This window comes from Georgenia sp. TF02-10, assembly GCF_022759505.1.
GTDB lineage: Bacteria > Actinomycetota > Actinomycetes > Actinomycetales > Actinomycetaceae > TF02-10.
In genome coordinates, this window is sequence record NZ_CP094289.1 from 3254152 (window position 1) to 3277209 (window position 23058).

General features: G+C 76.7%; 19 protein-coding genes. 3 read left to right on the forward strand and 16 right to left on the reverse strand.

Features of this window, described 5'->3' with window-relative positions; all coding sequences use genetic code 11:
* Positions 1 to 27 precede the first annotated feature (27 nt).
* Complete coding sequence (locus MF406_RS14785) at positions 28 to 1128, reverse strand: DNA glycosylase AlkZ-like family protein (RefSeq protein ID WP_242895220.1); 1101 nt, start codon at positions 1126 to 1128, stop codon at positions 28 to 30.
* A gap of 220 nt (positions 1129 to 1348) precedes the next feature.
* On the opposite strand from MF406_RS14785, the gene MF406_RS14790 reads away from it, so the two are divergent.
* Positions 1349 to 1981 (forward strand): O-methyltransferase, encoded by a 633-nt coding sequence (locus tag MF406_RS14790; protein WP_242897815.1) that lies wholly within the window; start codon positions 1349 to 1351, stop codon positions 1979 to 1981.
* A gap of 117 nt (positions 1982 to 2098) precedes the next feature.
* Here MF406_RS14790 and MF406_RS14795 read toward each other — a convergent pair whose 3' ends face one another.
* The 5 genes from MF406_RS14795 to MF406_RS14815 form a co-directional block, all read right to left on the reverse strand.
* Positions 2099 to 3820 (reverse strand): M17 family metallopeptidase, encoded by a 1722-nt coding sequence (locus MF406_RS14795; protein ID WP_242895222.1) that lies wholly within the window; start codon positions 3818 to 3820, stop codon positions 2099 to 2101.
* Between the two features lie 84 nt (positions 3821 to 3904).
* Positions 3905 to 4072 (reverse strand): DUF3117 domain-containing protein, encoded by a 168-nt coding sequence (locus tag MF406_RS14800; RefSeq protein ID WP_242895224.1) that lies wholly within the window; start codon positions 4070 to 4072, stop codon positions 3905 to 3907.
* Positions 4073 to 4151: 79 nt separating this feature from the next.
* Positions 4152 to 4976, reverse strand: a complete 825-nt coding sequence (locus MF406_RS14805) for a TIGR00730 family Rossman fold protein (RefSeq protein ID WP_242895226.1) — start codon at positions 4974 to 4976, stop codon at positions 4152 to 4154.
* A gap of 53 nt (positions 4977 to 5029) precedes the next feature.
* Positions 5030 to 6259: a succinyl-diaminopimelate desuccinylase gene (gene dapE, locus MF406_RS14810; protein ID WP_242895228.1), complete on the reverse strand. Its 1230-nt coding sequence runs from the start codon at positions 6257 to 6259 to the stop codon at positions 5030 to 5032.
* Positions 6256 to 7662, reverse strand: coding sequence for an NAD(P)H-quinone dehydrogenase (locus MF406_RS14815; RefSeq protein ID WP_242897816.1), 1407 nt, complete (start codon positions 7660 to 7662; stop codon positions 6256 to 6258). The genes dapE and MF406_RS14815 overlap by 4 nt, the downstream gene beginning before the upstream one ends.
* A 252-nt stretch (positions 7663 to 7914) precedes the next feature.
* On the opposite strand from MF406_RS14815, the gene MF406_RS14820 reads away from it, so the two are divergent.
* Together MF406_RS14820 and MF406_RS14825 are read left to right on the forward strand one after the other, a co-directional pair.
* Entirely contained in the window at positions 7915 to 8844 is a 930-nt protein-coding gene (locus MF406_RS14820; RefSeq protein WP_242895230.1) for a purine-nucleoside phosphorylase, read from the forward strand.
* A 58-nt stretch (positions 8845 to 8902) separates the two neighbouring features.
* The gene (locus tag MF406_RS14825) at positions 8903 to 10699 is read left to right on the forward strand and encodes a phospho-sugar mutase (RefSeq protein ID WP_242895231.1); all 1797 of its coding nucleotides are present in this window, start codon (positions 8903 to 8905) and stop codon (positions 10697 to 10699) included.
* 107 nt (positions 10700 to 10806) lie between these two features.
* Here the strand turns inward: MF406_RS14825 and deoC are convergent, their stop codons facing one another.
* The 10 genes from deoC to MF406_RS14875 all read right to left on the reverse strand — a co-directional run bounded on the left by deoC (position 10807) and on the right by MF406_RS14875 (position 23037).
* Entirely contained in the window at positions 10807 to 11460 is a 654-nt protein-coding gene (gene deoC / locus MF406_RS14830) for a deoxyribose-phosphate aldolase (protein WP_242895239.1), read from the reverse strand.
* A gap of 131 nt (positions 11461 to 11591) precedes the next feature.
* Entirely contained in the window at positions 11592 to 11783 is a 192-nt protein-coding gene (locus MF406_RS14835; protein WP_242895241.1) for a hypothetical protein, read from the reverse strand.
* A 620-nt stretch (positions 11784 to 12403) separates the two neighbouring features.
* Positions 12404 to 13414: a hypothetical protein gene (locus MF406_RS14840; RefSeq protein ID WP_242895243.1), complete on the reverse strand. Its 1011-nt coding sequence runs from the start codon at positions 13412 to 13414 to the stop codon at positions 12404 to 12406.
* A 292-nt stretch (positions 13415 to 13706) separates the two neighbouring features.
* A complete protein-coding gene (locus MF406_RS14845; protein ID WP_242895245.1) occupies positions 13707 to 14996 on the reverse strand; it encodes a thymidine phosphorylase in 1290 nt (429 codons plus the stop codon).
* Complete coding sequence (locus MF406_RS14850) at positions 14993 to 15439, reverse strand: cytidine deaminase (RefSeq protein WP_256463962.1); 447 nt, start codon at positions 15437 to 15439, stop codon at positions 14993 to 14995. The genes MF406_RS14845 and MF406_RS14850 overlap by 4 nt, the downstream gene beginning before the upstream one ends.
* A gap of 8 nt (positions 15440 to 15447) precedes the next feature.
* A complete protein-coding gene (locus MF406_RS14855; RefSeq protein WP_242895246.1) occupies positions 15448 to 16743 on the reverse strand; it encodes an ABC transporter permease in 1296 nt (431 codons plus the stop codon).
* The gene (locus MF406_RS14860; RefSeq protein ID WP_371744519.1) at positions 16740 to 18041 is read right to left on the reverse strand and encodes an ABC transporter permease; all 1302 of its coding nucleotides are present in this window, start codon (positions 18039 to 18041) and stop codon (positions 16740 to 16742) included. The genes MF406_RS14855 and MF406_RS14860 overlap by 4 nt, the downstream gene beginning before the upstream one ends.
* Complete coding sequence (locus tag MF406_RS14865) at positions 18038 to 19882, reverse strand: ATP-binding cassette domain-containing protein (protein ID WP_242895248.1); 1845 nt, start codon at positions 19880 to 19882, stop codon at positions 18038 to 18040. Before MF406_RS14865 ends, MF406_RS14860 begins: the two co-directional genes overlap by 4 nt.
* A 296-nt stretch (positions 19883 to 20178) precedes the next feature.
* The gene (locus tag MF406_RS14870) at positions 20179 to 21300 is read right to left on the reverse strand and encodes a BMP family protein (protein WP_242895249.1); all 1122 of its coding nucleotides are present in this window, start codon (positions 21298 to 21300) and stop codon (positions 20179 to 20181) included.
* 309 nt (positions 21301 to 21609) lie between these two features.
* Positions 21610 to 23037: an amidohydrolase gene (locus MF406_RS14875; RefSeq protein ID WP_371744520.1), complete on the reverse strand. Its 1428-nt coding sequence runs from the start codon at positions 23035 to 23037 to the stop codon at positions 21610 to 21612.
* Positions 23038 to 23058 lie beyond the last annotated feature (21 nt).

Consider the following 23058-nt stretch of genomic DNA (forward strand, 5'->3'; position numbering starts at 1 on the left):
TTTGCGCACGCCGCGAGCCGGTCGCGACTACCCGGGGTCGGGTTCCACGCTCACCTCGGTCGTGCCCAGCAGTGTGCCGAGCCGCTGCACCTCCGCCGTCAGCGCCTCCTCCGGCGCCGCGCCTGCCTCGGCGAACCATGAGACCTCGATCCGCCCGTCCCGCTGCTGCCAGGTGCCGCTGACGACCCCGCCGGCGACCACCAGGTCGGCGCCGTGGCTCACCACCGCCCGGCGCGCCGGCGGGACGACGCGGACGTCGGCGGTGCCCGGGCCGAGCACCCACTGGTCGTGGGCCGGGAGCAGCCGCACCGCGTTGCTGGCCTCGGCCGCCGCCAGCGCGGCGGCGTCCTCGGCCAGCACGAGCGCGCCCGCGCCATCGACGTCGACCTCCACGAGGCGGTCCCCCAGGCCCGTGAGCCAGGCCCGGACACGCCTGCGGCCGGCGCCGAGTCCCTGGCCCAGCCAGTAGTCCAGGTGCCCGGGGGTCGTCGGACCGTAGGCGCGCACGTACGCCGCGACGGCTCGCGGCCCGGCGTCGCCGGCGTCGGGCAGGCCCGGCCAGTGCGGGTTGGTGTCCAGCCGCTGGAAGGTGACCCGGCCCTGGCGGCTCGGGCCGAAGCTCATGTCCCCCTGCCAGGTGAACGCCTTGAGCAGGGTGTGGCTGGGGTCGGCGAAGGCGAAGCCGAGGTGGGCGAACCGGGGCACCGCGGTGACCGCGGCCCCGAGCTCGGCGCGGGTCAGCGGACCGTCGGCCAGCGCCTCCCGGACGACCGCGCGGAGCGCCGGCCAGTCCGCCGGCTCGAGGTGGTAGTACTCCCGCCAGCTCTTCCGCTCCCACATCCGGCTCGCCGCCCGGACCGCCAGGGCGTCGGCGGCGCCGGCGGGGGCCATGAGGTGCGTCGCACCGCGCCAGGCGTAGACCATGACCAGCCGTCCGTCGGCGAGCGCCGCGGGCACCTCCCCCGGCTGGGAGTCGGTGCTTCTCGCGCCGACGGCCAGGTCGGTCCGGCCCGCCGCGGGCACCGCGACCAGCCGCCGGACGACGTCGTGCGCCGGCGCGCTGCCCACCGGGTCGAGCAGGTGCCGCCGCAGCCGCCAGCCGAGCGCCTGCCGCCAGGTGAGGGACATGACGGGGAGGGTAGGCCGGCACCTCGGCGGACGGCCACCATCCGCCCCGCTGCGTCCGGTCGGGCAGCGGGTCCGGTCCGGCAGTGCGGGCGAGCCCGGTCCGGCGGGGCGGGCGAGCCCGGTCCGGCGGGGCGGGTGAGGCTGGCCCGGCAGGGCGGGCGGGACCGGCGCCCGCTACCATCGCCCCTGTCCCGAGCCCGCACCGGCGAGAGAGGTCGCCATCACCGCCGACAAGGCCCTGTCCTGGGCATACACCGAAGAGTTCGTCCCGGAGGACGACGCCACCGCCCAGGCCCGGCTGCGGGCCGCCGAGCTGGGCGTCACCGCGGTCTCGCCGGGCACCGGCGCCGCGTTGCGCGTCCTCGCGGCCGCCTGCCAGGCCCGCGTCGTCGCCGAGGTCGGCACCGGCGCCGGCGTATCCGGCCTGTGGCTGCTCGGCGGCATGCGTCCCGACGGCGTGCTGACCACGATCGACGTCGAGGCCGAGCACCAGCGCGCGGCCCGGGAGTGCTTCGCCGCCGCGGGCGTGCGGCCCGCGCGGACCCGGCTGATCACCGGCCGGGCCCGGGAGGTGCTGCCGCGCCTCGCCGACGGGGCCTACGACCTGGTCCTGGTCGACGGCGACCCGGAGGAGGCCGCGGACGACGTCGCGCAGGCGGTCCGGCTGCTGCGGCCGGGCGGGGTGCTCGCCGTCGCCTCCGCGCTGTGGCACGACCGGGTGGCGGACCCGGCGCGCCGGGACGAGGCGACCGTGGAGGCCCGCGAGCTCGGCAAGGCCGTGCGGGCGGATGACCGGCTCGTCACCGCGCTCCTGCCCACCGGCGACGGGCTGCTGGTCGGCGTGCGGCGCTGACCGCTCGGCCACGCCGGTCGGTCCCCCGGATGCACCGTTGCCCGGTTGCCGAGGCGCCGGTCGCACCGGCCGACCGCACCGGCCGCCGGTCGCACCGGCCGCCGGGTCGGCCGTCGGTCACGCCGGCTGGCCGCCCACCGCCTCGAGGTAGCGCAGCAGCAGGTGCGCGCCGTAGCCGGTGGGCGCGCCCGCCGGGAGCTCGCCCTGCTTGCTGCCGGTCCGGCCGGGGCCGGCGATGTCCAGGTGGGCCCAGGTGCGACCGGCGGCGAAGCGGGCGAGGAAGAGGGCCGCGAGGACGGATCCGGCGCCGACGTGCGGGTCGCTCGTGACGTGCCCGACGTCGGCGACGGTGGAGTCGAGCGCCGGGACGTAGTCGGTCACCAGCGGCATCCGCCACGCCGGCTCGCCGGCCTCCCGCCCGGCCCGGAGCAGGGCGCCGGCGAGGTCGTCGTCGGTGGCGTATAGCGCGGCGCGGCCAAGCCCGAGGCCCTGCTTTGCCGCGCCGGTGAGGGTGGCGACGTCGACGAGCACGTCCGGGTCGAGCGTGGCGCCCGCCCAGGCGAGCGCGTCGGCGAGGACCATCCGGCCCTCGGCGTCGGTGTTGGCGATCTCCACGGTGGTCCCGTCGAAGGTCCGCACGACGTCCCCCGGGCGGTAGGCGGCCCCGCCGATGGCGTTCTCGGCGAGCGGCAGGACGGCGACGACCCGGACCGGCAGGGCCAGCTCGGCGGCGCCGAGGGTGGCGGCGAGCACGGCGGCCGCGCCGGCCATGTCGGTCTTCATCGTGACCATGGCCTCGCGGGGCTTGAGCGAGAGGCCGCCGGTGTCGAAGGTGATGCCCTTGCCGACCAGGGCCACCGTGCGTGCCGCGTGCGGCGGCTCCCAGGTGACGACCACCAGCCGGGGCGGGGTGGCGGAGCCGGACCCGACGGCGAGGATGCCGCCCATCCCCTGCTCGGCGAGCCAGGCCTCGTCGTGGACCTCGGCGCTCAGCCGGCCGGCGGGCGGACGGGTCTCGGCGGCCAGGGCCCGGGCCTGGTCCGCGAGCCAGGCGGGGCTCTTGGTGTTCGGCGGCGTGGCCGCCAGCAGCCGGGTGCGCAGGGTGGCCCGGACGGCGGCCCGGGCGGCCGTGACGGCGGCTGCGTAGCCGGGGGCGGCGTCATCGCCGGCAGGGGCGGCGGGCCCGGCGCCGTCGGCGGGGCCGGCAACCAGGAGGGTCAGCCGCTCCGCGGGGGCCGGGCCGGGGTCGGGGCGGCTCGAGGTGCGCGGCATCCGGTAGCCGGCGAGCAGGAACCCCTCGACCAGGGCGCGGACCTGCGCCGCATCGGTCCCGGGCTCCACCACGACGGCGGCGGCAGCCGTCCCGGCCGCCGCCCGGCCCAGCGCCAGGCCGGCCTGCCGGGCGGCGTCCGTGGCACCTGGACCCTCGCCGTCGCCGTCGGCGGCGTCGCCGTCACGGCCGTCACCGGCGCGACCGCCGTCGCCATGGGTGCCGGCCGCCCCGCCGGTGCCCGCGGCTGCCCGGGCGCCGGCCGCCCCGCCGCCCGTGCCGAGGAGCACCACCGTGCCCGGCAGCCCGGCCCACGGCGCCGCCGGCAGGTCCGGCAGCCGCAGGACCGCGCTGGTGCCGACGGCCCCGGTGAACCGGTGCCGGCGGGCCTCCGCGGCCCAGTCCAGCCCGTAGCCGGCGGCCGCCGCGGCGGCGCCGGGCAGCAGCGCCGCGCCGTCGCCGTCGGGAACCGCGAGCAGCCCGAGGACGTCGGCGTCGGGGCCGGCGAGGGCGGCGGCCGGTGGGCGGCGGCCGAGATGGACCTGGGGCAGGCGGCAGTCGATGGGCACGGGCGGATCAGCTCCTGGGACGCCGACGGCCGGTCAGCGGGTGCTGACCGGCCGGGCGGCTGGGGTGCGGGTGGGAGTGGGGTGTCAGCCGGCGACGGCGGCGAGGGCCTCGCTCAGCTCGCCCGCCTCGGCGGGGGTGAGCTCCACGACGAGCCGGCCGCCGCCCTCGAGCGGGACGCGCATGACGATGCCGCGGCCCTCCTTGGTCACCTCGAGCGGGCCGTCTCCGGTCCTCGGCTTCATCGCGGCCATGTGGTGCACCCCTCATTCCTCGTGGTCTTCTCACCACCGGCGGGCAGGTCCGGCCGGTGGTCGCCGTCGGCCAGTCTAGTCACTCGGGGGCACCGCCGGCCTCGCTTGCCGCGGCTTCCTGCGCCTCCCGCTCCTTGGCGAGCACCACCATGCCGCGCAGGACCGCCTCGACAGCCTCCTCCGCGGTGTCGACGACCGGCAGCAGGTCGACGTCGGCCGGGCTGATCGTCCCGCGTCCCACCATGGTGCTCCGCAGCCAGTCCACCAGGCCGCCCCAGTACTGCCGGCCGACGAGCACGATGGGGAAGGAGGAGACCTTCCGGGTCTGCACCAGGGTGAGCGCCTCGAAGAGCTCGTCCATCGTGCCGAACCCGCCGGGCAGGACGATGAAGCCCTGGGAGTACTTCACGAACATCGTCTTGCGGGCGAAGAAGTACCGGAAGTTCACCCCCAGGTCCACCCACTGGTTCATACCCTGCTCGAAGGGCAGCTCGATGCCCAGGCCGACCGAGACCCCGCCCGCCTCGCAGGCACCCTTGTTCGCGCCCTCCATCACGCCCGGCCCGCCGCCGGTGACGACGGCGAGCCCGGCCTCGACGAGGCGGCGGCCGATCTCCTCGGCGAGGGCGTACTCGGGGTCGTCGGCGCGGACCCGGGCCGACCCGAAGACGGAGATCGCCGGGCCGAGGTCCGCCAGCGCGCCGAAGCCCTCGACGAACTCGGCCTGGATGCGCATCACCCGCCAGGGGTCCTGGTGCAGCCAGCTGATGTCCTGGCCGGGCTGGAGCAGGCGGGCGTCGTGGGTCTCCTCGGGGATCTGCGTCCCGCGCAGGAGGACCGGGCCGCGCTGGTAGGCGTCCCGGTGCCCGTTGTGGCCGTGGTTGCGGCGGACCTCGCGCGTCATGCGGGCCATTGTCGTGCCCGCCGACGGCGGTCCGCGACCAGGCGGCGCCGGGATCAGCCCAGCCAGGACCGCAGGGCCGCGGCGCAGGCCCGGACCTGCGCGGTGGGGCAGCGCTCGTCGTCGGCGTGGGCGAGCATCGGGTCCCCGGGGCCGAAGTTCACCGCCGGCACGCCGAGCTCGGCGAACCGGGCGACGTCCGTCCAGCCGTACTTGGGCCCGGGCCGCCCGCCGGTGACCGCGGTGACCGCCGCGACGAAGCCGGCGACGGCCTCGTCGTCCAGACCCGGCCGGGCCCCGCCGGCCAGGTCGGTGACGGCGACGTCGTAGCCGGCGAAGACCTCCCGGACGTGCGCCTCGGCCTCCGCCGGGGTGCGCGAGGGCGCGAACCGGTAGTTGACCGTGACCACGCAGGAGTCGGGGATCATGTTCGCCGCGATGCCGCCGGCGATCCCCACCGCGGAGAGGCCCTCGCGGTACACCAGCCCGTCGACCTCCACCTCCCGCGGCCGGTACTCGGCGAGCCGGCGCAGCACCTCCCCGGCGGCGTGCACGGCGTTGACCCCGCGCCAGGCCCGGGCGGAGTGCGCGGTCCGGCCGGTCAGGCGCACCTCGGCCCGGAGGGTGCCGTTGCAGCCGCCCTCGATCCCGCCGGCCGTCGGCTCGCCGAGGACGGCGAGGTCCGCGGCGAGCCAGTCCGGGTGCCGGCGCACCAGCCGGCCCAGCCCGTTCAGCTCGGCGGCCACCTCCTCGTGGTCGTAGAAGACCCAGGTGACGTCCCAGCGCGGGGCGGTCAGCGCGGCGGCGAGGTGGAGCGCGACGGCGACCCCGCCCTTCATGTCCACCGTGCCCCGGCCCCACAGCTCCTCGGTGCCGTCGGCCGCGGTCACCCGCCGGGTGGGCAGGTTGGCCTGGACCGGGACGGTGTCGATGTGCCCGGCGATCACCACCCGCCGCGCCCGGCCGAGCCGGGTGCTGGCGACGACGTCGTCGCCGTCGCGCTGGACCTCCAGGTGCGGTTGCCGGCGCAGGGCGGTCTCGATCGCGTCGGCGAGCGGGCCCTCCGCCCCGGAGACCGAGGGGATGTCGCAGACCGCGGCGGTCAGGTCAACGACGTCGGCGGCCGCGAGGTCGGGCAGGACCGGGGCGGGCGCCGCCGGGGGACCCGCCGGGGCAGGAGACCCCGGGGCCGGGGCCGCCGGGGCCGGAGACCCCGGAGCGGAGGCCGCCGGGGCGGGGGCCGCCGGGGCCGGGCCCGCCGGGGCGGGGGACGCGGCCTCGCTCATGCCCGGCGCACCTCCCCCGCGCGGTGCAGGGTGCGGGCGGCCTCGGCGATGGACCCGGTCAGCGAGGGGTAGATGGTGAACACGTTGGCCAGCTGGTCCACCGTGATCCGCTGGGTGACCGCGATGGTGATCGAGTGGATGAGCTCGGCGGCGCGCGGCGCGACCACCACGCCGCCGATCACCGTGCCGGAGGCGCGGTCGGAGAAGAGCTTGATGAAGCCCTCGGAGATGGCCAGCATCTTCGCCCGCGGGTTGCGGCTCAGCGGCAGCCGGGTGATCACCCCGTCGACCTCGCCGGCGTCGATCTGCCGCTGGGTCACGCCGATGGTGGCGATCTCCGGGGCGGTGAAGATGTTCGCCGGGACGATGCCCAGGTTCAGCGGGGCGACGGCGTCGCCCAGGGCGTGCCACATGGCGATGCGGCCCTGCATGGCCGCCACCGACGCCAGCGGCAGCACCCCGGTGCAGTCCCCCGCGGCGTAGACGCCCAGCGCCGCGGTGCGGGAGACCCGGTCGACGACGATGTGCCCGGCCGACGTCGTCTCCACCCCGGCCGCCGCCAGCCCGAGCCCGTCGGTGGCCGGCACCCCGCCGACGGCGACCAGGCAGTGGGACCCCGCGACGGTCCGGCCGTCGGTGAGCTCGACGACGACGCCGTCGCCGGTCCGCCGCACCCCGGCGGCCCGCGAGCGCGGCAGCACCGTCATCCCGCGCCGGCGGAAGACGGCCTCGATGAGCTCGGCGGCGTGCTCGTCCTCCCCGGGCAGCACCCGGTCCCGGCTGGAGACCAGCGTGACCTGGGCGCCCAGCGCGTTGTAGGCGCCGGCGAACTCCGCGCCGGTGACGCCCGACCCCACCACGACGAGGTGCTCGGGGATGGCGGTGAGGTTGTACATCTGCGCCCAGGTCAGGATCCGCTCCCCGTCCGGCCGGGCGGTGGGCAGCACCCGCGGCGTGGCGCCGGTGGCGAGCAGGACGACGTCGGCCGGGAAGGCCTCCTCGGCGCCGTCGTGGGTGGTGGCGCGCACCAGCCGGGAGCCGTCCGGGTGGATGGTCGGCTCGATCCGGCCGGTGCCCTCGACGATCTGCACCCCCTCGCGCTCGAGCCGGGTGCGGATGTCCTTGGACTGCTTCTGCGCCAGGCGCATGACCCGCCGGTCGACGACGTCCATGTCCGCCCGCAGGGCCCCGTCCTCCCCCTCGGCGCCGATGCCTAGCTCGCCGGCCTGCTCGGTCACCGTCATCCACTCGGCGGTGGCGATGAGGGTCTTGGACGGCACGACGTCGGTGAGCACGGCGGAGCCGCCCATCCCCTGGCGCTCGATGACGTGGACCCGGGCGCCGAGCTGGCGGGCCACCAGGGCCGCCTCGTACCCGCCGGGGCCACCGCCCACGATGACCACCCGGGCGCCCTCGCGGACCGGGGAGGCCCCGGCCGGGACCTGCTCGGGCCGTACCTCGGCGCCGGCGCCGGCCGGGGTCACCGGCGGGGCGGCCTCGCCGGCCGTGGCGGCCGGCCCGGGGGTGGCGGCGGGACCAAGGGCCTCGGTCTGCGGCGGGGGGAGGGGGCCGGTGGAGGTGCTCACGGGGGCATTGTGCCGGGACCGGCCGTCGGGCGCGCCGGGGCGACCCGGATGCGCGGTAGCGTCAGGCTCATGACGACCCCGCTCGACGGCGCCGCGGCCCCGGGTGGTGCGGCCGCCGGCCCCACCCCCGACGCGGCCACGGACGCCACCACCGGCGCCGCCCCCGCCCTGCCCGCCGTCGGACCCGCCGGCACCGGCGGCGCCGCCGACCCGGCCGACCTCGCCCGGCAGGCCGCCGTCGTCCTGGCCGAGCGCACCGGGGTGGCGCGGCACGAGACGGCCCTCGTCCTCGGCTCGGGCTGGGCCGGCGCCGCGGACCTGCTGGGCGAGACGGTCGCCGAGGTGCCCGCGCAGGAGGTCCCCGGCTTCGCCGCCGCGGTCGTCGCCGGGCACGGCGGCACCGTGCGGTCGGTGCGGATCGCCGGCACCGACCGGCACGCGCTCGTCCTGCCCCGCAGCCACTACTACGAGGCGCGGGACGTGCGGGCGGTGGCCCACGGCGTGCGGGTCGCGGCCGCCGCCGGGGCGCACGCCGTGGTGCTGACCAACGGCTGCGGCGGGCTGGACCCGGCGTGGGCGCCGGGCACGCCGGTGCTGATCAGCGACCACATCAACCTCACCGGCGCCTCCCCGCTGGAGGGCGCGACGTTCGTGGACCTGACCGACCTGTACTCCCCCCGGCTGCGGGCGCTGGCCCGCACGGTGGACCCGGGGCTGCCCGAGGGCGTCTACGTGCAGTTCCCCGGGCCGCACTACGAGACCCCGGCCGAGGTGGAGATGGCCCGGCGCCTGGGCGGGCACCTGGTGGGCATGTCCACCACCCTGGAGGCCATCGCCGCCCGGCACGCCGGCCTGGAGGTGCTCGGCATCTCCCTGGTCACCAACCCCGCCGCCGGGATCTCCCCCACCCCGCTCGACCACGCCGAGGTACTGGCCGCGGGCCGCGCCGCCGGCCCGCGCATCGCCCGCCTGCTCGCCGAGATCGTCCGGCGCTTCTGACCCGCCACCCCGCGCCGGCCGCCGGCGCACCCGCCGCCTGGCAAGGAGGACATCCGTCATGACCGTCAGCACCGAGGAGGTCCGCGCCTGGATCGACGCCGACCCCGACCCGGCCACCCGCGCCGAGCTCGCCGAGCTCCTCGCCCGCGCCACCGACGGCGCGGGCGACGCGGCCGTTGCGCCGGGTGACGCGGCCGGCGCGCCGGGCGACACGGCCGGTGCCCCGGGCGACGCGGCCGGTGCCCCGGCCGGCGCGGATGAGCGCGCGCGGGCCCGGGCGGAGCTGGCCGCGCGCTTCGCCGGGCCGCTCGAGTTCGGCACCGCCGGCCTGCGCGGCGCGCTTGGCGCCGGCCCGCACCGGATGAACCGGGCGGTGGTCATCCGCGCTGCGGCCGGGCTCGCGGCGTTCCTCGCCGAGCAGGTCGGGCCGGACTTCTCGGTGGTCATCGGCTACGACGCCCGGCACGGCTCCGCCGACTTCGCCGTCGACACCGCCGCCGTGGTGACCGCCACGGGCGGCCGGGCCCGGCTGCTGCCTGCCCCCCTGCCCACCCCGGTCCTCGCCTTCGCGGTGCGCCACCTCGGCGCCGACGCAGGGGTGATGGTCACGGCCTCGCACAACCCGCCGCAGGACAACGGCTACAAGGTCTACCTCGGCGGCCGGGCGGTGACCGGCTCCGGCCAGGGCGCGCAGATCGTGCCGCCGTACGACGAGCAGATCGCCGCGCACATCGCCGCCGTCGGCCCGGCCGCCGCCGTCCAGCGGGCCGCCGATGGCTGGGAGGTCCTCGGCCCGCAGGTCCGCGAGGCGTACCTGCAGCGGGTGGCATCGCTGGTGCCCGGCGAGCACAGCCGGGCCCTGCGGATCGTGCTCACCCCGATGCATGGCGTCGGCGGGGCGACGGCGGTGGAGGCGCTGCGCCGCGCCGGGTTCACCGACGTCGTCGTCGTCCCCGAGCAGGCCGAGCCGGACCCGGACTTCCCGACGGTCGCCTTCCCCAACCCCGAGGAGCCCGGCGCCCTCGACCTCGCCCTGCGCCTGGCCCGCCGGGTCCGGGCGGACCTGGTGATCGCGAACGACCCGGACGCCGACCGCTGCTCCGCGGCGGTGCCCGACCCGGCCGCCGACGGCGGCTGGCGCCAGCTCACCGGGGACGAGATCGGCTCGCTGCTCGGCGAGCAGACCGCCGCGGCCGCGGCGCTCACCGGGCGCGGGGTGCTGGCGAGCTCGGTGGTCTCCTCCCAGCTGCTGGCCCGGATCGCCCAGTCCCACGGCCTGGCGCACCGCACCACCCTCACCGGGTTCAAGTGGATCGCCCGCACCGAGGGCCTGGTCTTCGGCTACGAGGAGGCGATCGGGTTCTGCGTGGACCCGACGGCGGTGCGGGACAAGGACGGCATCTCCGCCGCCGTGCGCCTGGCCTACCTGGGCGCCCAGCTCACCGACACCGGCCGGACGTTCCTCGACGCCCTCGACGACCTCGCCCGCCGGCACGGCCTGCACCACACGTCCCAGCTCGCCGTCCGGGTGACCGACCTCGGCCTCATCGCCGACGCCATGGCCCGGCTGCGGCAGAGCCCGCCGACGGCGCTGGCCGGCTCGCCGGTGACCGCCCGGACCGACCTGGCGGAGGGCTCGGCGGACCTGCCGCCCACGGACGGGCTGCTCTACCTCACCGCCGCCGGGGACCGGGTGATCGTGCGCCCGTCCGGCACCGAGCCGAAGCTGAAGTGCTACCTGGAGGTGGTCCTGCCGGTCGCCGACGGCGGCGATGTCGCCGCCGCCCGGCGCGCCGCCGCGGACCGGATGACCCGGCTGCGCGCCGACGTCTCGGCCGCCATCGGGATGTCCTGACCTCTACCGGCTGCCCGCCGGGTGTCCGGCCGGCCCCCAGCCGGCGCTCGGCCCGGGTGCCCTCGTCAGCCCCGGCCGGCGCTCGCCGGTGGCGCCCGCCCGGCCGGTCAGTCGTCCAGGCCCTCCAGCACCGCGGCGGTGCCGGACAGGCCCAGCCGGGTCGCGCCGGCGTCGATCATCGCCAGCGCCGCCTCGGTGGTGCGGATGCCGCCGGAGGCCTTGACCCCCAGCCGCCCGTCCACCGCGTCGGCCATCAGCCGCACGGCGTGCACGGTGGCGCCGCCGGCGGGGTGGAAGCCGGTGGAGGTCTTGACGAAGTCCGCGCCCGCCGCGGCGCTCGCCCGGCACGCCGCGACGATCTGCTCGTCGGTCAGCGCCGCGGACTCGATGATCACCTTGAGCACGATCCCCGGGGTGGCCTCCCGCACCGCGGCGATCTCGGCCTGGACCTCCTCGAACCGGCCGGCCCGGACCAGGCCGAGGTTGATCACCATGTCCACCTCGTCGGCGCCGTCGGCGACCGACCGGGCCGCCTCGGCGGCCTTGACGTCGGCGTGGTGGGCGCCGGAGGGGAACCCGCAGACGGTGGCCACCTTCACCTCGCGCGGCACGGTCAGCGGGAGCTGGCTCGGGGAGACGCAGACCGCGTAGGCACCGAGCTCGCGGGCCTGCGCGACCAGCGCCGCCACCTCCTCGGCCGTGGCCTCGGGCTTGAGCAGCGTGTGGTCGACGATCCGGGCGACCTCGGAACGGGTGGGCATGCGGTCTTCCTCCTGGTGCGGCGCCGACGGCGCGTGGCTGGCCGGTCGGGCCGCTGCCAGGGTAGCCGCCACCGGGTCCGGTCGGCCGACGGCGACGGCGCGCACGCGGCTCAGCCGTTGACGACCCGCGCTCAGCCGTTGACGACCTGGACGGACCCGTCGTCGTCCAGGCGCAGCCGGCGGGGGTCACCGTCGGCGAGCCGGAGCGCGGCCTCCAGCGCCACCTGCGGGACGTTCTCCCACCACTCCGGCAGCCACCGGTGCTCGCGCCACGCGTCGCGGATGATCCCGGCCGGCACCACGCGTCGATTCACAGCCGTCACGCCGACAGCATGGCACAACCCATAGCTGTCTGCGGTAATTCTGCCCGGCCACGCTGCCAGGCCAATTGCGACAGTCGGCCGGACGCTGGAGAAGCCGCTGTGGGGGGCGATCTCCCGCGGCGGGGCCGCCGAAACCGGAGCGGCGGGGGCGCTCGGAATGCGCACGAGGTTCCGCTACCTCATTGTCGTGGGGCCCGCCCGGCGGAGCGGTCGCGCAGCGGGTCAGACCGAGGCAGCCGGGGCCCACTACCGGGACCGTCGGCCCGAACGGCGCACCGCGCAGCAGCACGGTGCACCTGAACGACCACAAAGCACCTTCCGGACCCAGCCGTGCCGAATCGCCGTCCGCGGAATCCCGCCACTCCGGTCCGGCCGGTCCGGGGCGTGCAGAGGGCTTTGTGGTCGTTCATGATCAGCTCCGCCGGTCTCGCCCGGCGCAGCCGTCAGACCAAGGCAGCCCGGGTCCGTGGCCGGGGCTGTCGGCGGAACTCTGCCGGCGTGGACGCCGACCCGGCGAGGTCAAGGTCCTCGTACCCGGCGGGCGGCACGTCGACCACGGCGGCCGAGCTATCGACGGCGGCGCGGCGGAGGCGCTGCGAGCGCCCGTCGACTCTGCGCGATCAGGCCTCCAGCCCGCCCTCGTCAGTCTCGTCGCCCTCCTCGTCGTCCGGCACCGGCACCTCGGCGATCTGCTCCGAGACGTCGGCGGGGTCCGCCTCCCGGGTGGGGACGTCCAGCTCCCGGTCCGGCGCGTACTCCTCCTCGGCGGTGACGGGGTCGGGGTCGGGGCGGTGCTCCTCCGCCAGGTCGGTCGGGTCCTGCTCGACGGCGATGGGGTCGGTGCTCATGGCTCCTCCTTCGTGGTCGGGCGTCGCTCCTGCCAGCCTGCCCCGCGAGCCGGGCAGGCGCAAGGAGGCTGCGGGGACCGGGAGCAGCGCCCAGCACACGTGGCTCCAGCCGCCGAGGGCGGGGTGCGGGCCGGTGCGGGCGAGCAGGTCCGCCACCGGCACGGTGTGCCGGCGGCCGGCGGCGGGCTCGAAGATGTCGAGGACCGCCCGGCCGGCGGCGTCGACTCCGGTCCTGGGGCCGGCTTGCCGGTCGGCAGCACCGCCGACGGCGGGGTCGCCGACGGCGGCGCCCGGCGGCAGGGCGAGGACCAGGTGGCGGGGCACGGCGGCGGCGAGGCCGCCGGCGAGGTCACCGCCGGTGTAGAGGACGACCGGGGTGCCGGCCGCCGTCGCGGCGTGCACGGCGCGGAGGACGCGCTCGGCGGCGGGGGTGGCGTCGTCCAGCGGGACCGAGCGGTAGCGGACGCCGGGGAAGCGGGCCTCCCGGGCCGCCGTCCACGGCGGGGTGCCGAGCGCGGCCGGCCAGCGCAGGAGGCCGAGGGCCCGGGCGCGGACCCGGCCGGCGACCCACCGCTGGGCGGCGGCGATCCGGGCGGCGGCGTCGTCGGTGGTGCCACCCGCGGCGCGGGCGGCGGCCAGCAGGTCCGGCGGGATCTCGGGCGGCAGGCGGTGCGGGGCCACCTGCGGCGGCACGGTGCCGTCCGCGAGCCACCGGGCGAGCAGCGGGTCACCGACCGCGGCGAGCAGCAGCAGGACGGTGGGACCGCACGTGGTGGCGTCCACCTGGCGCAGGGGCGCGCCGCCGAAGGTGACGGTCCGGGCCGGGCGGCGCCCGCGCGGCGGGCCGGGACGGAGCCTCCGCGGCCGGTCGGGACGGCGCCCCAGGGGCCGGTCGGGACGCCTCCCCCGGGGCGGGTCGGGACGGTGCCCGTGCGGGCCGGCCGGCGACCCCGCCGCCGGCGCGTCCCCGGGCGCCGTCGGGCGCGTGCTGCCCCACGGGGGCACCGGTGGGGCGAACGGGGCGAGGAGCGTGGTGAGCGAGCGGTGCGCCCAGCGGCTCACCGGGCCACCACCGTCACGGCGCCACCCGGTCCAGGATGACGCCACCTGCCTCCGGGGCGGCGCCGGGCTCGATGGCGACGGCGCCGGCCAGGGCCTCCCGGGCCCGGGCGAAGCGCTCGGGGGTGGCGGTGTGCAGCGTCATCAGGGGCTGCCCGGCGCGGACCGGCTCGCCCGGCTTGGCGTGCAGCTCGATCCCGGCGACCGCCTGGACCGGGTCCTCCTTGCGGGCCCGGCCGGCGCCGAGCCGCCAGGACGCCAGGCCCACCCGGTAGGCGTCCAGCCCGGTCAGCACGCCGTCGGCGTCGGCCCGGACGTCCTCGGTGTGCTCGGCCACCGGCAGCGGGGCGTCCGGGTCCCCGTCCTGGGCGGCGATCATGGCGCGCCAGACGTCCATCGCCCGGCCGTCGGCGAGGGCGGCGGCCGGGTCGGCGTCGGGCTGCCCGGCGGCGGCGAGCATCTCCCGGGCCAGGGCCACGGTGAGCTCGACGACGTCGGGCGGGCCGCCGCCGGCGAGGACCTCCACCGACTCGCGCACCTCCAGCGCGTTGCCGACGGTGCGGCCGAGCGGGGTGGACATCTCGGTCAGCAGCGCCACGGTCGCCACCCCGGCGTCGGTGCCCAGCGCCACCATGGTCTCGGCCAGCTCGCGGGCCCGGGCGAGGTCCTTCATGAAGGCCCCGGAGCCGACCTTGACGTCCAGGACCAGGGAGCCGGTGCCCTCGGCGATCTTCTTGCTCATGATGGAGGAGGCGATCAGCGGGATCGACTCCACCGTGGCGGTGGTGTCCCGCAGCGCGTAGAGTTTCTTGTCCGCCGGGGCCAGGCCGGAGCCGGCCGCGCAGATGACGGCGCCCACCTCGGCGAGCTGGGCCATGACCTCGGCGTTGGTCAGCGCCGCCCGCCACCCCGGGATCGCCTCGAGCTTGTCCAGCGTGCCGCCGGTGTGGCCCAGGCCCCGGCCGGACAGCTGCGGCACGGCGACGCCGAAGACCGCCACCAGCGGCGCCAGCGGGAGGGTGATCTTGTCCCCAACCCCGCCGGTGGAGTGCTTGTCGGCGGTCGGGCGGGCCAGGCCGGAGAAGTCCATCCGCTCGCCCGAGGCGATCATCGCCGTCGTCCACCGGGCGATCTCGGCCCGGTCCATCCCGTTGAGGAAGATCGCCATGGCCAGGGCGGCCATCTGCTCCTCGGCGACGACGCCGCGGGTGTAGGCGTCGACGACCCAGTCGATCTGGGCCGGGCTGAGCCGGCCGCGGTCGCGCTTGGTCCGGATCACGTCGACGGCGTCGAAGGCTTCGGTCACGGGCGGGCCTCCTTGAGGTGGTCGGGCCCGAACGCGTCGGGCAGGACGGCGGACATCGGGGTGATGCCGCGCGGCATGGCGAGCAGGAGCCCCGGGCCGCCGTGCTCCCAGAGCAGCTGGCGGCACCGCCCGCACGGCACGAGCGGCTCACCGGCGCCGTCGACGCAGGCGAAGGCGACCAGCCGGCCGCCGCCGGTGCGGACCAGGTCCGAGACCAGGCCGCACTCGGCGCACAGCGTCACCCCGTACGCGGCGTTCTCCACGTTGCAGCCGGCGACGGTGCGGCCGTCGTCGACCAGCGCCGCCGCGCCGACCGGGTAGCCGGAGTAGGGCACGTAGGCCCGCCGCATCACCTCTGTGGCCTGCTCCCGCAGCGCGTGCCAGGTGCCCGGCGGGACGCCGTCGGCCGCGTTCTCGGCGGCCGCGCTCCCGCCGTCGGCCATCCCCGCGCTCACTTGATGTAGGGGATGTTCTCGGCGGCGGGCGCCCGGACCCTCCCCACCAGGCCGGCGACGGCGAAGATCGTCACCACGTACGGGAGCATGAGGAGGAACTCCGAGGGCACGTTGGACCCGATGGTGGACAGCACGTTGCCGAGGTTGCGGGAGAAGCCGAACAGCAGCGCGGCGGCGACGGCGCCGGTCGGGTTCCACCTGCCCAGGATCATCGCGGCGAGGGCGATGTAGCCCTGCCCGGCGGACATCTCCTTGCCGAACGCCAGGCCCGAGCCGACGGTGAAGAACGCCCCGCCCAGCCCGGCGATGGCGCCGCCGAGGAGGGTGTTGAGCACCCGGGTGCGGTTGACTTTGATGCCGACGGTGTCGGCGGCCTTGGGGTGCTCGCCGACGGCCCGCATCCGCAGGCCCCACCGGCTGCGGAAGATCCAGATCTGCAGCACGATCACGGCCGCGTACATGAGGTAGACGAGGAGGGTCTGGCGGAAGAGCACCGGCCCGATGACCGGGATCTCGGACAGGCCCGGGATGGGCAGCGCGGGCAGCCGCTGCCCGGCGTTCCAGGTGGCCTTGTTCTCGGTGAGCACGGTGGAGAACAGGAAGCTGGTGACCCCGACGACCAGGACGTTCAGGACGACGCCGACGATGATCTGGTCCACCCAGTACCGGACCGCGAAGAAGGCGAGGATGGCGCCGACCAGCACCCCGGCGACCGGGGCGGCGATCATGCCCAGGTAGGCGCTGGAGGTCAGCGACCCGACCACCGCGGCGAGGAACGCCCCGCCGAGGAGCTGGCCCTCGATGGCGATGTTGACGATGCCGGACCGCTCGCACACCACCCCGCACAGGGCACCGAAGACGAGCGGGACGGACAGCGCCAGCGCCCCGGAGAGCAGGGTGGTCACCGGGATGACCGTGGCCCGGCCGGCGCCGACCCAGACGAGGAAGGTCAGCACGAACGCCACGCCGAACAGCGCCGGCAGCCACACCCCCACCTTCCGCCGGCTGGCGGCGGCCCAGGTGGCGTAGCCGGCCAGGGCCAGCAGGAGCACGCCCAGGGTGATGTTGGTGGGCTTGAGCCCGAGCGCGAAGTTGGGGATGGCGAACAGGTCACCGCCGCGGGAGACCTGGAACGTCGTCGGCCGGCCGCCCTCGGGCAGGAGCGCGAAGAAGAGCAGGGCGGCGACGGCGAGGACGCCGTAGATGATCGGCCCGCGCCAGCTGATCGGGGCGAGCGCCTGGGCGGCGGCCGGCGCGGCCGAGGCCGGCGGCCGGGTGGTCACGGCGGTCATGCGGCGGCCTCCTTCACGGCGGGGGCGGCGGCCCGGCGGGGCCGGGCGCCCGGGGCCGGCAGCCGGAAGATCGCCCGCACCAGCGGCGGGGCCGCGATGAGCAGCACGATGACCGACTGCACGACGAGGATGATGTCGATCGGGGTGGCGGTGTTGGACTGCATGAGGAAGCCGCCGGCGCGCAGCGCCCCGAAGAGGATGCCGGCCAGGAACGTCCCCAGCGGGCGGGACCGGCCGAGCAGCGCCACCGTGATCGCGTCGAAGCCGAAGCTGGCGGCCACCCCGGCGGTCAGCGCCCGTTCGGTGCCCAGCACGACGGCGGAGCCGGCCAGCCCGCACAGCAGGCCGGAGATCACCATCGTCATCACGACGACACGGTTCACCGAGATCCCGGCGGTGCGGGCGGCCGAGGGGTTGGCGCCGGCGGCGCGGATCTCGAAGCCGATGGTCGAGCGCTCGAGCAGCCACCAGACGAACGCGGTCGCGGCGATGGCCACGACGAACCCGAAGTGCAGCCGGAACGGCGGCCCGAGCAGCAGCGGGTAGGTGGCGGACTCGACGGGGATGTCCGGGGACTTGGGGAACGGGGAGTTCGGCAGCTTGAACGCGGTCGTGGTGAGCAGGTAGGCGATGAGGTACACCGCGATGTTGTTCAGCATGATCGTCACGATGACCTCGTTGGCCCCGGTGCGGGCCTTGAGGACGCCGGCGATCCCGGCCCAGATGGCCCCGCCCAGGGCGGCGCCGAGGGCGGCGAGGGTGACGTGCAGGACCGGCGGCAGGTCGAAGGTGAACCCGATGAAGGCGCCGACGATGGCGCCGAGGATGATCTGCCCCTGGCCGCCGATGTTGAACAGCCCGGCCCGGAAGCCGACGGCCAGGCCCAGGCCGGCCAGGATGAGCGGGACGGCGAAGACCAGCGTCTCGGTCAGCGGCCGGAGCATCCGGGTCAGCGAGTCGGCCTCGAAGTCGAGGATCGCGCCGCGGAACATCGCCTTGTAGGCGCCGAAGACGGCGTCCCAGGCGGCGCCGAAGACGTCGCTGGGGCGGGCGAAGAGGTACCCGGCGGCCGTCTGCACGGCCGGGTCGGCCAGCGCGATGAGCACCGCGCCGATGACCAGGGCGATGACGACGGCGAGCACGGAGACCAGCCAGCCGCCGGAGAGCAGGTCCCGGACGAACTGCTGGGTGCGGGTCTCCACGGGCTCGCCGGGGGTCTCCGGCGCCGGCGCGGTCAGGGCCGCCTGCGCGGTCAGGTCCCCCGGCTGGGCGGGGCGCGGGCTGGTCGGCTCGCTCACATTCCCTCCTCGTCCTCGTGGGCGCCAGATCGGGTGGCCCGACCGGTCCCGCCGGCGCGGGTGGCGCCGCGGCGGCCGCGGCCGGCGGCGTGGCGGCCGCCGTCGTCGGCGGCGCCGGGCTGGCCCGTCCGGGTGCCGTCGGCCCGGGTGCCGGCTGGCGGAGTGCCGTCGGCCGCTCTGCCGGCTGGCGGGGCGCCGTCGGCCCGGGTGCCGGCGGACCGGGCGCCGTCGGGCCGGGTGCCGCCGGGCTCGCCGGTCCGGCCGGCCCCGTCCGGGAGGCCGCCGGTGAGGTCGGCCTCCCCCAGGGTGGTGCGGTGGGCGGCGGCCTGGGCCTCCGCCTCGGCCTGCGGCACGCCGGCCATCATCAGGCCGAGCACGTCCCGGTCGGTGCCGCCGGGGACGATGCCGACGATCCGGCCGCGGTACATCACCGCGATCCGGTCGGCGAGCGCCAGGACCTCGTCGAGCTCGGTGGAGATGATGAGGACCGGGGTGCCCCGGTCCCGCTCCTCCACGATCCGCCGGTGGATGAACTCGATGGAGCCCACGTCCAGCCCGCGGGTGGGCTGGGAGGCCAGCAGCAGGCGCAGCTCGCGGGACATCTCCCGGGCCAGGACGACCTTCTGCTGGTTGCCGCCGGAGAGGGTGGAGATGGGGTCCTCGGTGGCGGTCAGGCGGATGTCGAACTCGGCGGCCCGCTGCTCGGCGTTGGTGCGCACGACGGCGGGGGCCAGCGCCACGCCCTTGGCGAAGGGCGGGGTGTCGTACAGGTCCAGGACGAGGTTCTCGGCCACCGAGAAGCTGGCGACGATCCCGTCGGTGGACCTGTCCTCCGGCACGCAGCCCAGGCCGGCCCGCAGCCGGTCCTTCACGCTGGTGCCGACCAGCTCCTTGCCGTCCAGGACGATGGACCCGGCGACCGGGTCGGCCAGGCCCAGGATGGTCTCGGCCAGCTCGGTCTGGCCGTTGCCCTGCACCCCGGCGACGGCGACGATCTCCCCCCGCGCGACGCCGAGGCTAAGGTCGTCCACCGCCGTCTTGCGGGCCTGGTCCAGCACGGTCAGCCCGGTGACGGTCAGCGCCTCCTCCGCCGGCTGGGCCGGGGCCTTCTCGACGCCGAGGCTCACCGACCGGCCGACCATCAGGGAGGCGAGCTCGGTCTCGGTGGAGGTGGGGCTGGCCTCGCCGACGACCTTGCCGCGGCGGATGACGGTGATCCGGTCGGCGACCGCGCGGACCTCGCGGAGCTTGTGGGTGATGAACACGATCGAGGTCCCGCCGGCCTTGAGCTGGCGCATGATCTCGATCAGCTCGTCGGTCTCCTGCGGGGTGAGCACCGCCGTCGGCTCGTCGAGGATGAGGACGCGGGCGTCCCGGGAGAGGGCCTTGATGATCTCCACCCGCTGCTGGGCGCCGACCGGGAGGTCCTCGATCCGGGCGTCCGGGTCGACGTCGAAGCCGAACCGGTCGGAGAGCTCCGTCACCCGCCGGCGGGCCTCGCCGAGCTGGATCAGCCCGGCCCCGCCGGTGGGCTCGTAGCCGAGCACCACCGACTCGGCGACGGTGAAGACCGGGACGAGCATGAAGTGCTGGTGGACCATCCCGATGCCGGCGGCGACGGCGTCGCCGGGGCCGGCGAAGGTGACCGGCTTGTCGTCGAGGAGGATCTGGCCGTCGTCGGGGGCGTAGAGGCCGTAGAGCACGTTCATCAGCGTGCTCTTGCCGGCCCCGTTCTCCCCGAGCAGGGCGTGGATCTCCCCGGGCTCGACGACGAGGTCGATGTGGTCGTTGGCGACCAGCGGGCCGAAGACCTTGGTGATCCCGCGAAGTTCGAGCTTCACGTCTGTTCCTCCGAGCGTCCTCGGGTGGGCGGGGTACCGCCGTCGGGCTGGCCCGGGGCGGACGGTGCCGGGGCGGGTGGTGCGGGTGCCGTGGTGCTGGTGCCGTGGTGCGGCTGCGGCGGTGCGGGGGCTGCGGTGGCGTGGTGCGGGGCTGCGGCTGCGGTGGCGCGGGGGCTGCGGTGGTGCGGGTGCTGCGGTTCGGTGCCGCTGGTGCGGCCGGTGTCTCGGCTGGTGCGGGCGGATGGTGACGGCCCGGCCGCTGCCGGCCGGGCCGTCGTCGCCGTCATGCGCCCGGGTCAGGGCGCGTTGGGCGACTCCACCGTGATGTCACCGTTGACGATCTGCTCCTGCAGGTCGGTCAGGGCGTCCTTGAGCTCCTGGGGCACCTCGGCGTCGAAGTCGTGGAACGGCGCGAGCGAGACGCCCTCGTTCTCCAGGGTGCCGATGTAGGGCTCGCCGGTGAAGTCCCCGGCGGTGCCCTCCTCGATGGTGTCGTAGACGGCCTGGCCGATCTCCTTGACCACCGAGGTCAGCACGATCGGGCCGTAGTCGGTGGACTCGTACCAGTCGGAGTCCACCCCGACGATCATGACGCCGTCGGCCTGCTCGGCGGCGGCCGCCGCGCCCAGGCCCACCGGCCCGGCCACCGGCATGATCACGTCCGCGCCCTGGGCGATGAACTGCTCGGTCAGGGTCTGCCCCGCCGCCTGGTTCTCGAAGTCGCCGCTGAAGGACCCGGTCTGACCCTCCTTGTCCCAGCCGAGGGCCTGGACGTCGGTGCCGTTGTCCTCGTTGTACTTCGCGACGCCGTCGACGAAGCCGTCCATGAAGATCGAGACCGAGGGGATCTGGATGCCGCCGAAGGTGGCGACCTTGCCGGTCTTGGACATGCCGGCGGCGGCATACCCGCCCAGGTAGGCGGCCTCGGCGGTGTTGAAGACCAGCGGCTTGGCGTTGTCGATCTCGACCGGGTTGTTCTCGGCGTCGCTGAAGGTGGCGTCGACGAGCGCGAAGTTCAGGTCGGGGTTGGCCTCGGCCGCGGACTGGATCGGGTCCTCGAGGAGGAAGCCGACGCCGATCGTCAGGTTGCAGCCCTCCTGGACCATGGCGTCCACGTTGGGGCCGTAGTCGGAGTCGGACTGGGACTCGGCGTCGGACTCCTGGATGCCCAGCTCGTCCTTGGCGCGCATCAGGCCCTCGTAGGCCGACTGGTTGAAGGACTGGTCGTCCCAGCCGCCCTGGTCGGAGACGAGGCAGGCGAGGAAGTCCTCGCCGCCGCCGGCGGCGCCGGTGGTGGCCTCGTCGGCGGGGGTGCCCTGGCCGCCCTCGTCCTCGTCGCCCTCCGGGGCGGCCCCGCAGGCAGCGAGCGACAGCGCGGCCGCGGCCGCCAGCGCCGTCGCGTAGATGCTCTTCTTCACGCGTCTCTCCTGGTGTGAGTGCCGAGGGCCTGCAGGGCGGGCGCCGCATCGTGGTGGCGTGCCCAGCCAGGTCCGGGTCCGGCTGGTATCGAGACGACCCTAGACCCACGCGCGCCGTCGGCCGCCGCATCCTGAGATGCCGCGGCAAACCGTTACCTTTCCGTTTCCCAGCGGGTACCCTCCCGCGCCCGCCGGGCGGGACCTCCGGCCCGGGCGGGGGCTGCCCGGTAGGCCGGCCTCGGCCGTGGCCCCATGGCTATGCCCCGGGCCGGGAGGCCGGCCACCCGTCCGCCCGGACGGTCGCCCGGGCTACCCCCGCGGCCGGCCCGAGCCGGGCGCTCTGGTCCCGCCGCCCGGACGGTCTCGGCCGGCAGGTACGGGCGCGACCGGCCGGGGGGTCGCCGTCGGCGGCCTCGGCGCGACGGGTCCGGGGACCCCGGCCGACGGCGCGGGCCCGGGCACCCCGGCCGACGGCGCGGGCGGGGCGGGCCGCGGGATCCCGGTCGGCGGGGTGGCCCCGGCGGGCCGGGGGGTGCCGGCGAGCAGCGCCGTGCGGGCGAGGATCCGGGCGCCGATGCCGATAGCGCGCTCGTCGAAGACGATGTCGCCCTGGTGCAGGTCGTAGGACGGCCCGCCGGGGGTGCGGGTGCCGAGGCGGACCAGGGCGCCGGGCACCCTGGTCAGGTACCAGGCGAAGTCCTCCCCGCCCAGCGACTGCTCGGTGAGCACGAGCGCGTCGGGCCCGATGACGTCCTTGACGGCGGCGTCGATGGTGCGCACCGCGCGCTCCTCGTTGACCACCGGGGGGATGCCGCGGACGTAGTTGAGGTCCACCCCCACGTCGTAGGGGGCCAGGAGGTGGCCGACGGCGTCCTGGACCACCCGGGCGGCCCGCTGCCAGGCCCGCTCGTCCAGGCACCGGACGGTGCCGGAGACGGTGCCGGTGGTGGGGATGGCGTTGGCGGCCTGGCCGGCGTGGACCGCGCCCCAGGTGAGGTTGGCCCCGGCGCGGGGGTCCAGGCGGCGACCGAGCACGGCCGGCAGGGCGGTGATGAGCTGGCCGAGGGCGAAGACGACGTCGCCGGTCAGGTGCGGGCGGGAGGTGTGCCCGCCGTCGCCGGTGACGGTGACGATGACGGTGTCCGAGGCGGCGGTGATCGCGCCGATCCGCGAGCCGACGCTGCCGACGTCCACCTTGGGGTCGCAGTGCAGGGCGTAGATCTGCTCCACGCCGTCCAGGACGCCCTGGTCGATGGCGGACTCCGCGCCGCCGGGCTGGACCTCCTCGGCGGCCTGGAAGATGCACCGCACCCCGACCGGCAGGTCGCCGGCGTCCGCGAGGTCCTTGAGCACCAGGGCGGCGCCGAGCAGGGCGGCGGTGTGCAGGTCGTGCCCGCAGGCGTGGGAGACGCCCTCCCGGGTGGAGGCGAAGGGGAGGCCGGTGGTCTCGGGCAGCGGGAGGGCGTCCAGGTCCGCCCGCAGCCCGATGCGGCGCCGGCCCTGCTCGCGCGGGTCCGGGCCGATGTTGACCACCAGCCCGGTACCCTCCAGCAGCCGGGGCTCCAGGCCCGCGGCGGCCAGCCGCTCGGCGACGAACGCGGTGGTCTCGTGCTCCATCCGGGCCGGCTCGGGGTGGGCGTGGAGGTGCCGCCGGACGGCGATGAGGTCCGGCTCCAGCGCCGCGACCATTCCGCTGATGCGGCGGGCGGCGGGGGACGGCGCCTCGGGCAGGGTCACAGCGCCGACCCTAGCCCCGCG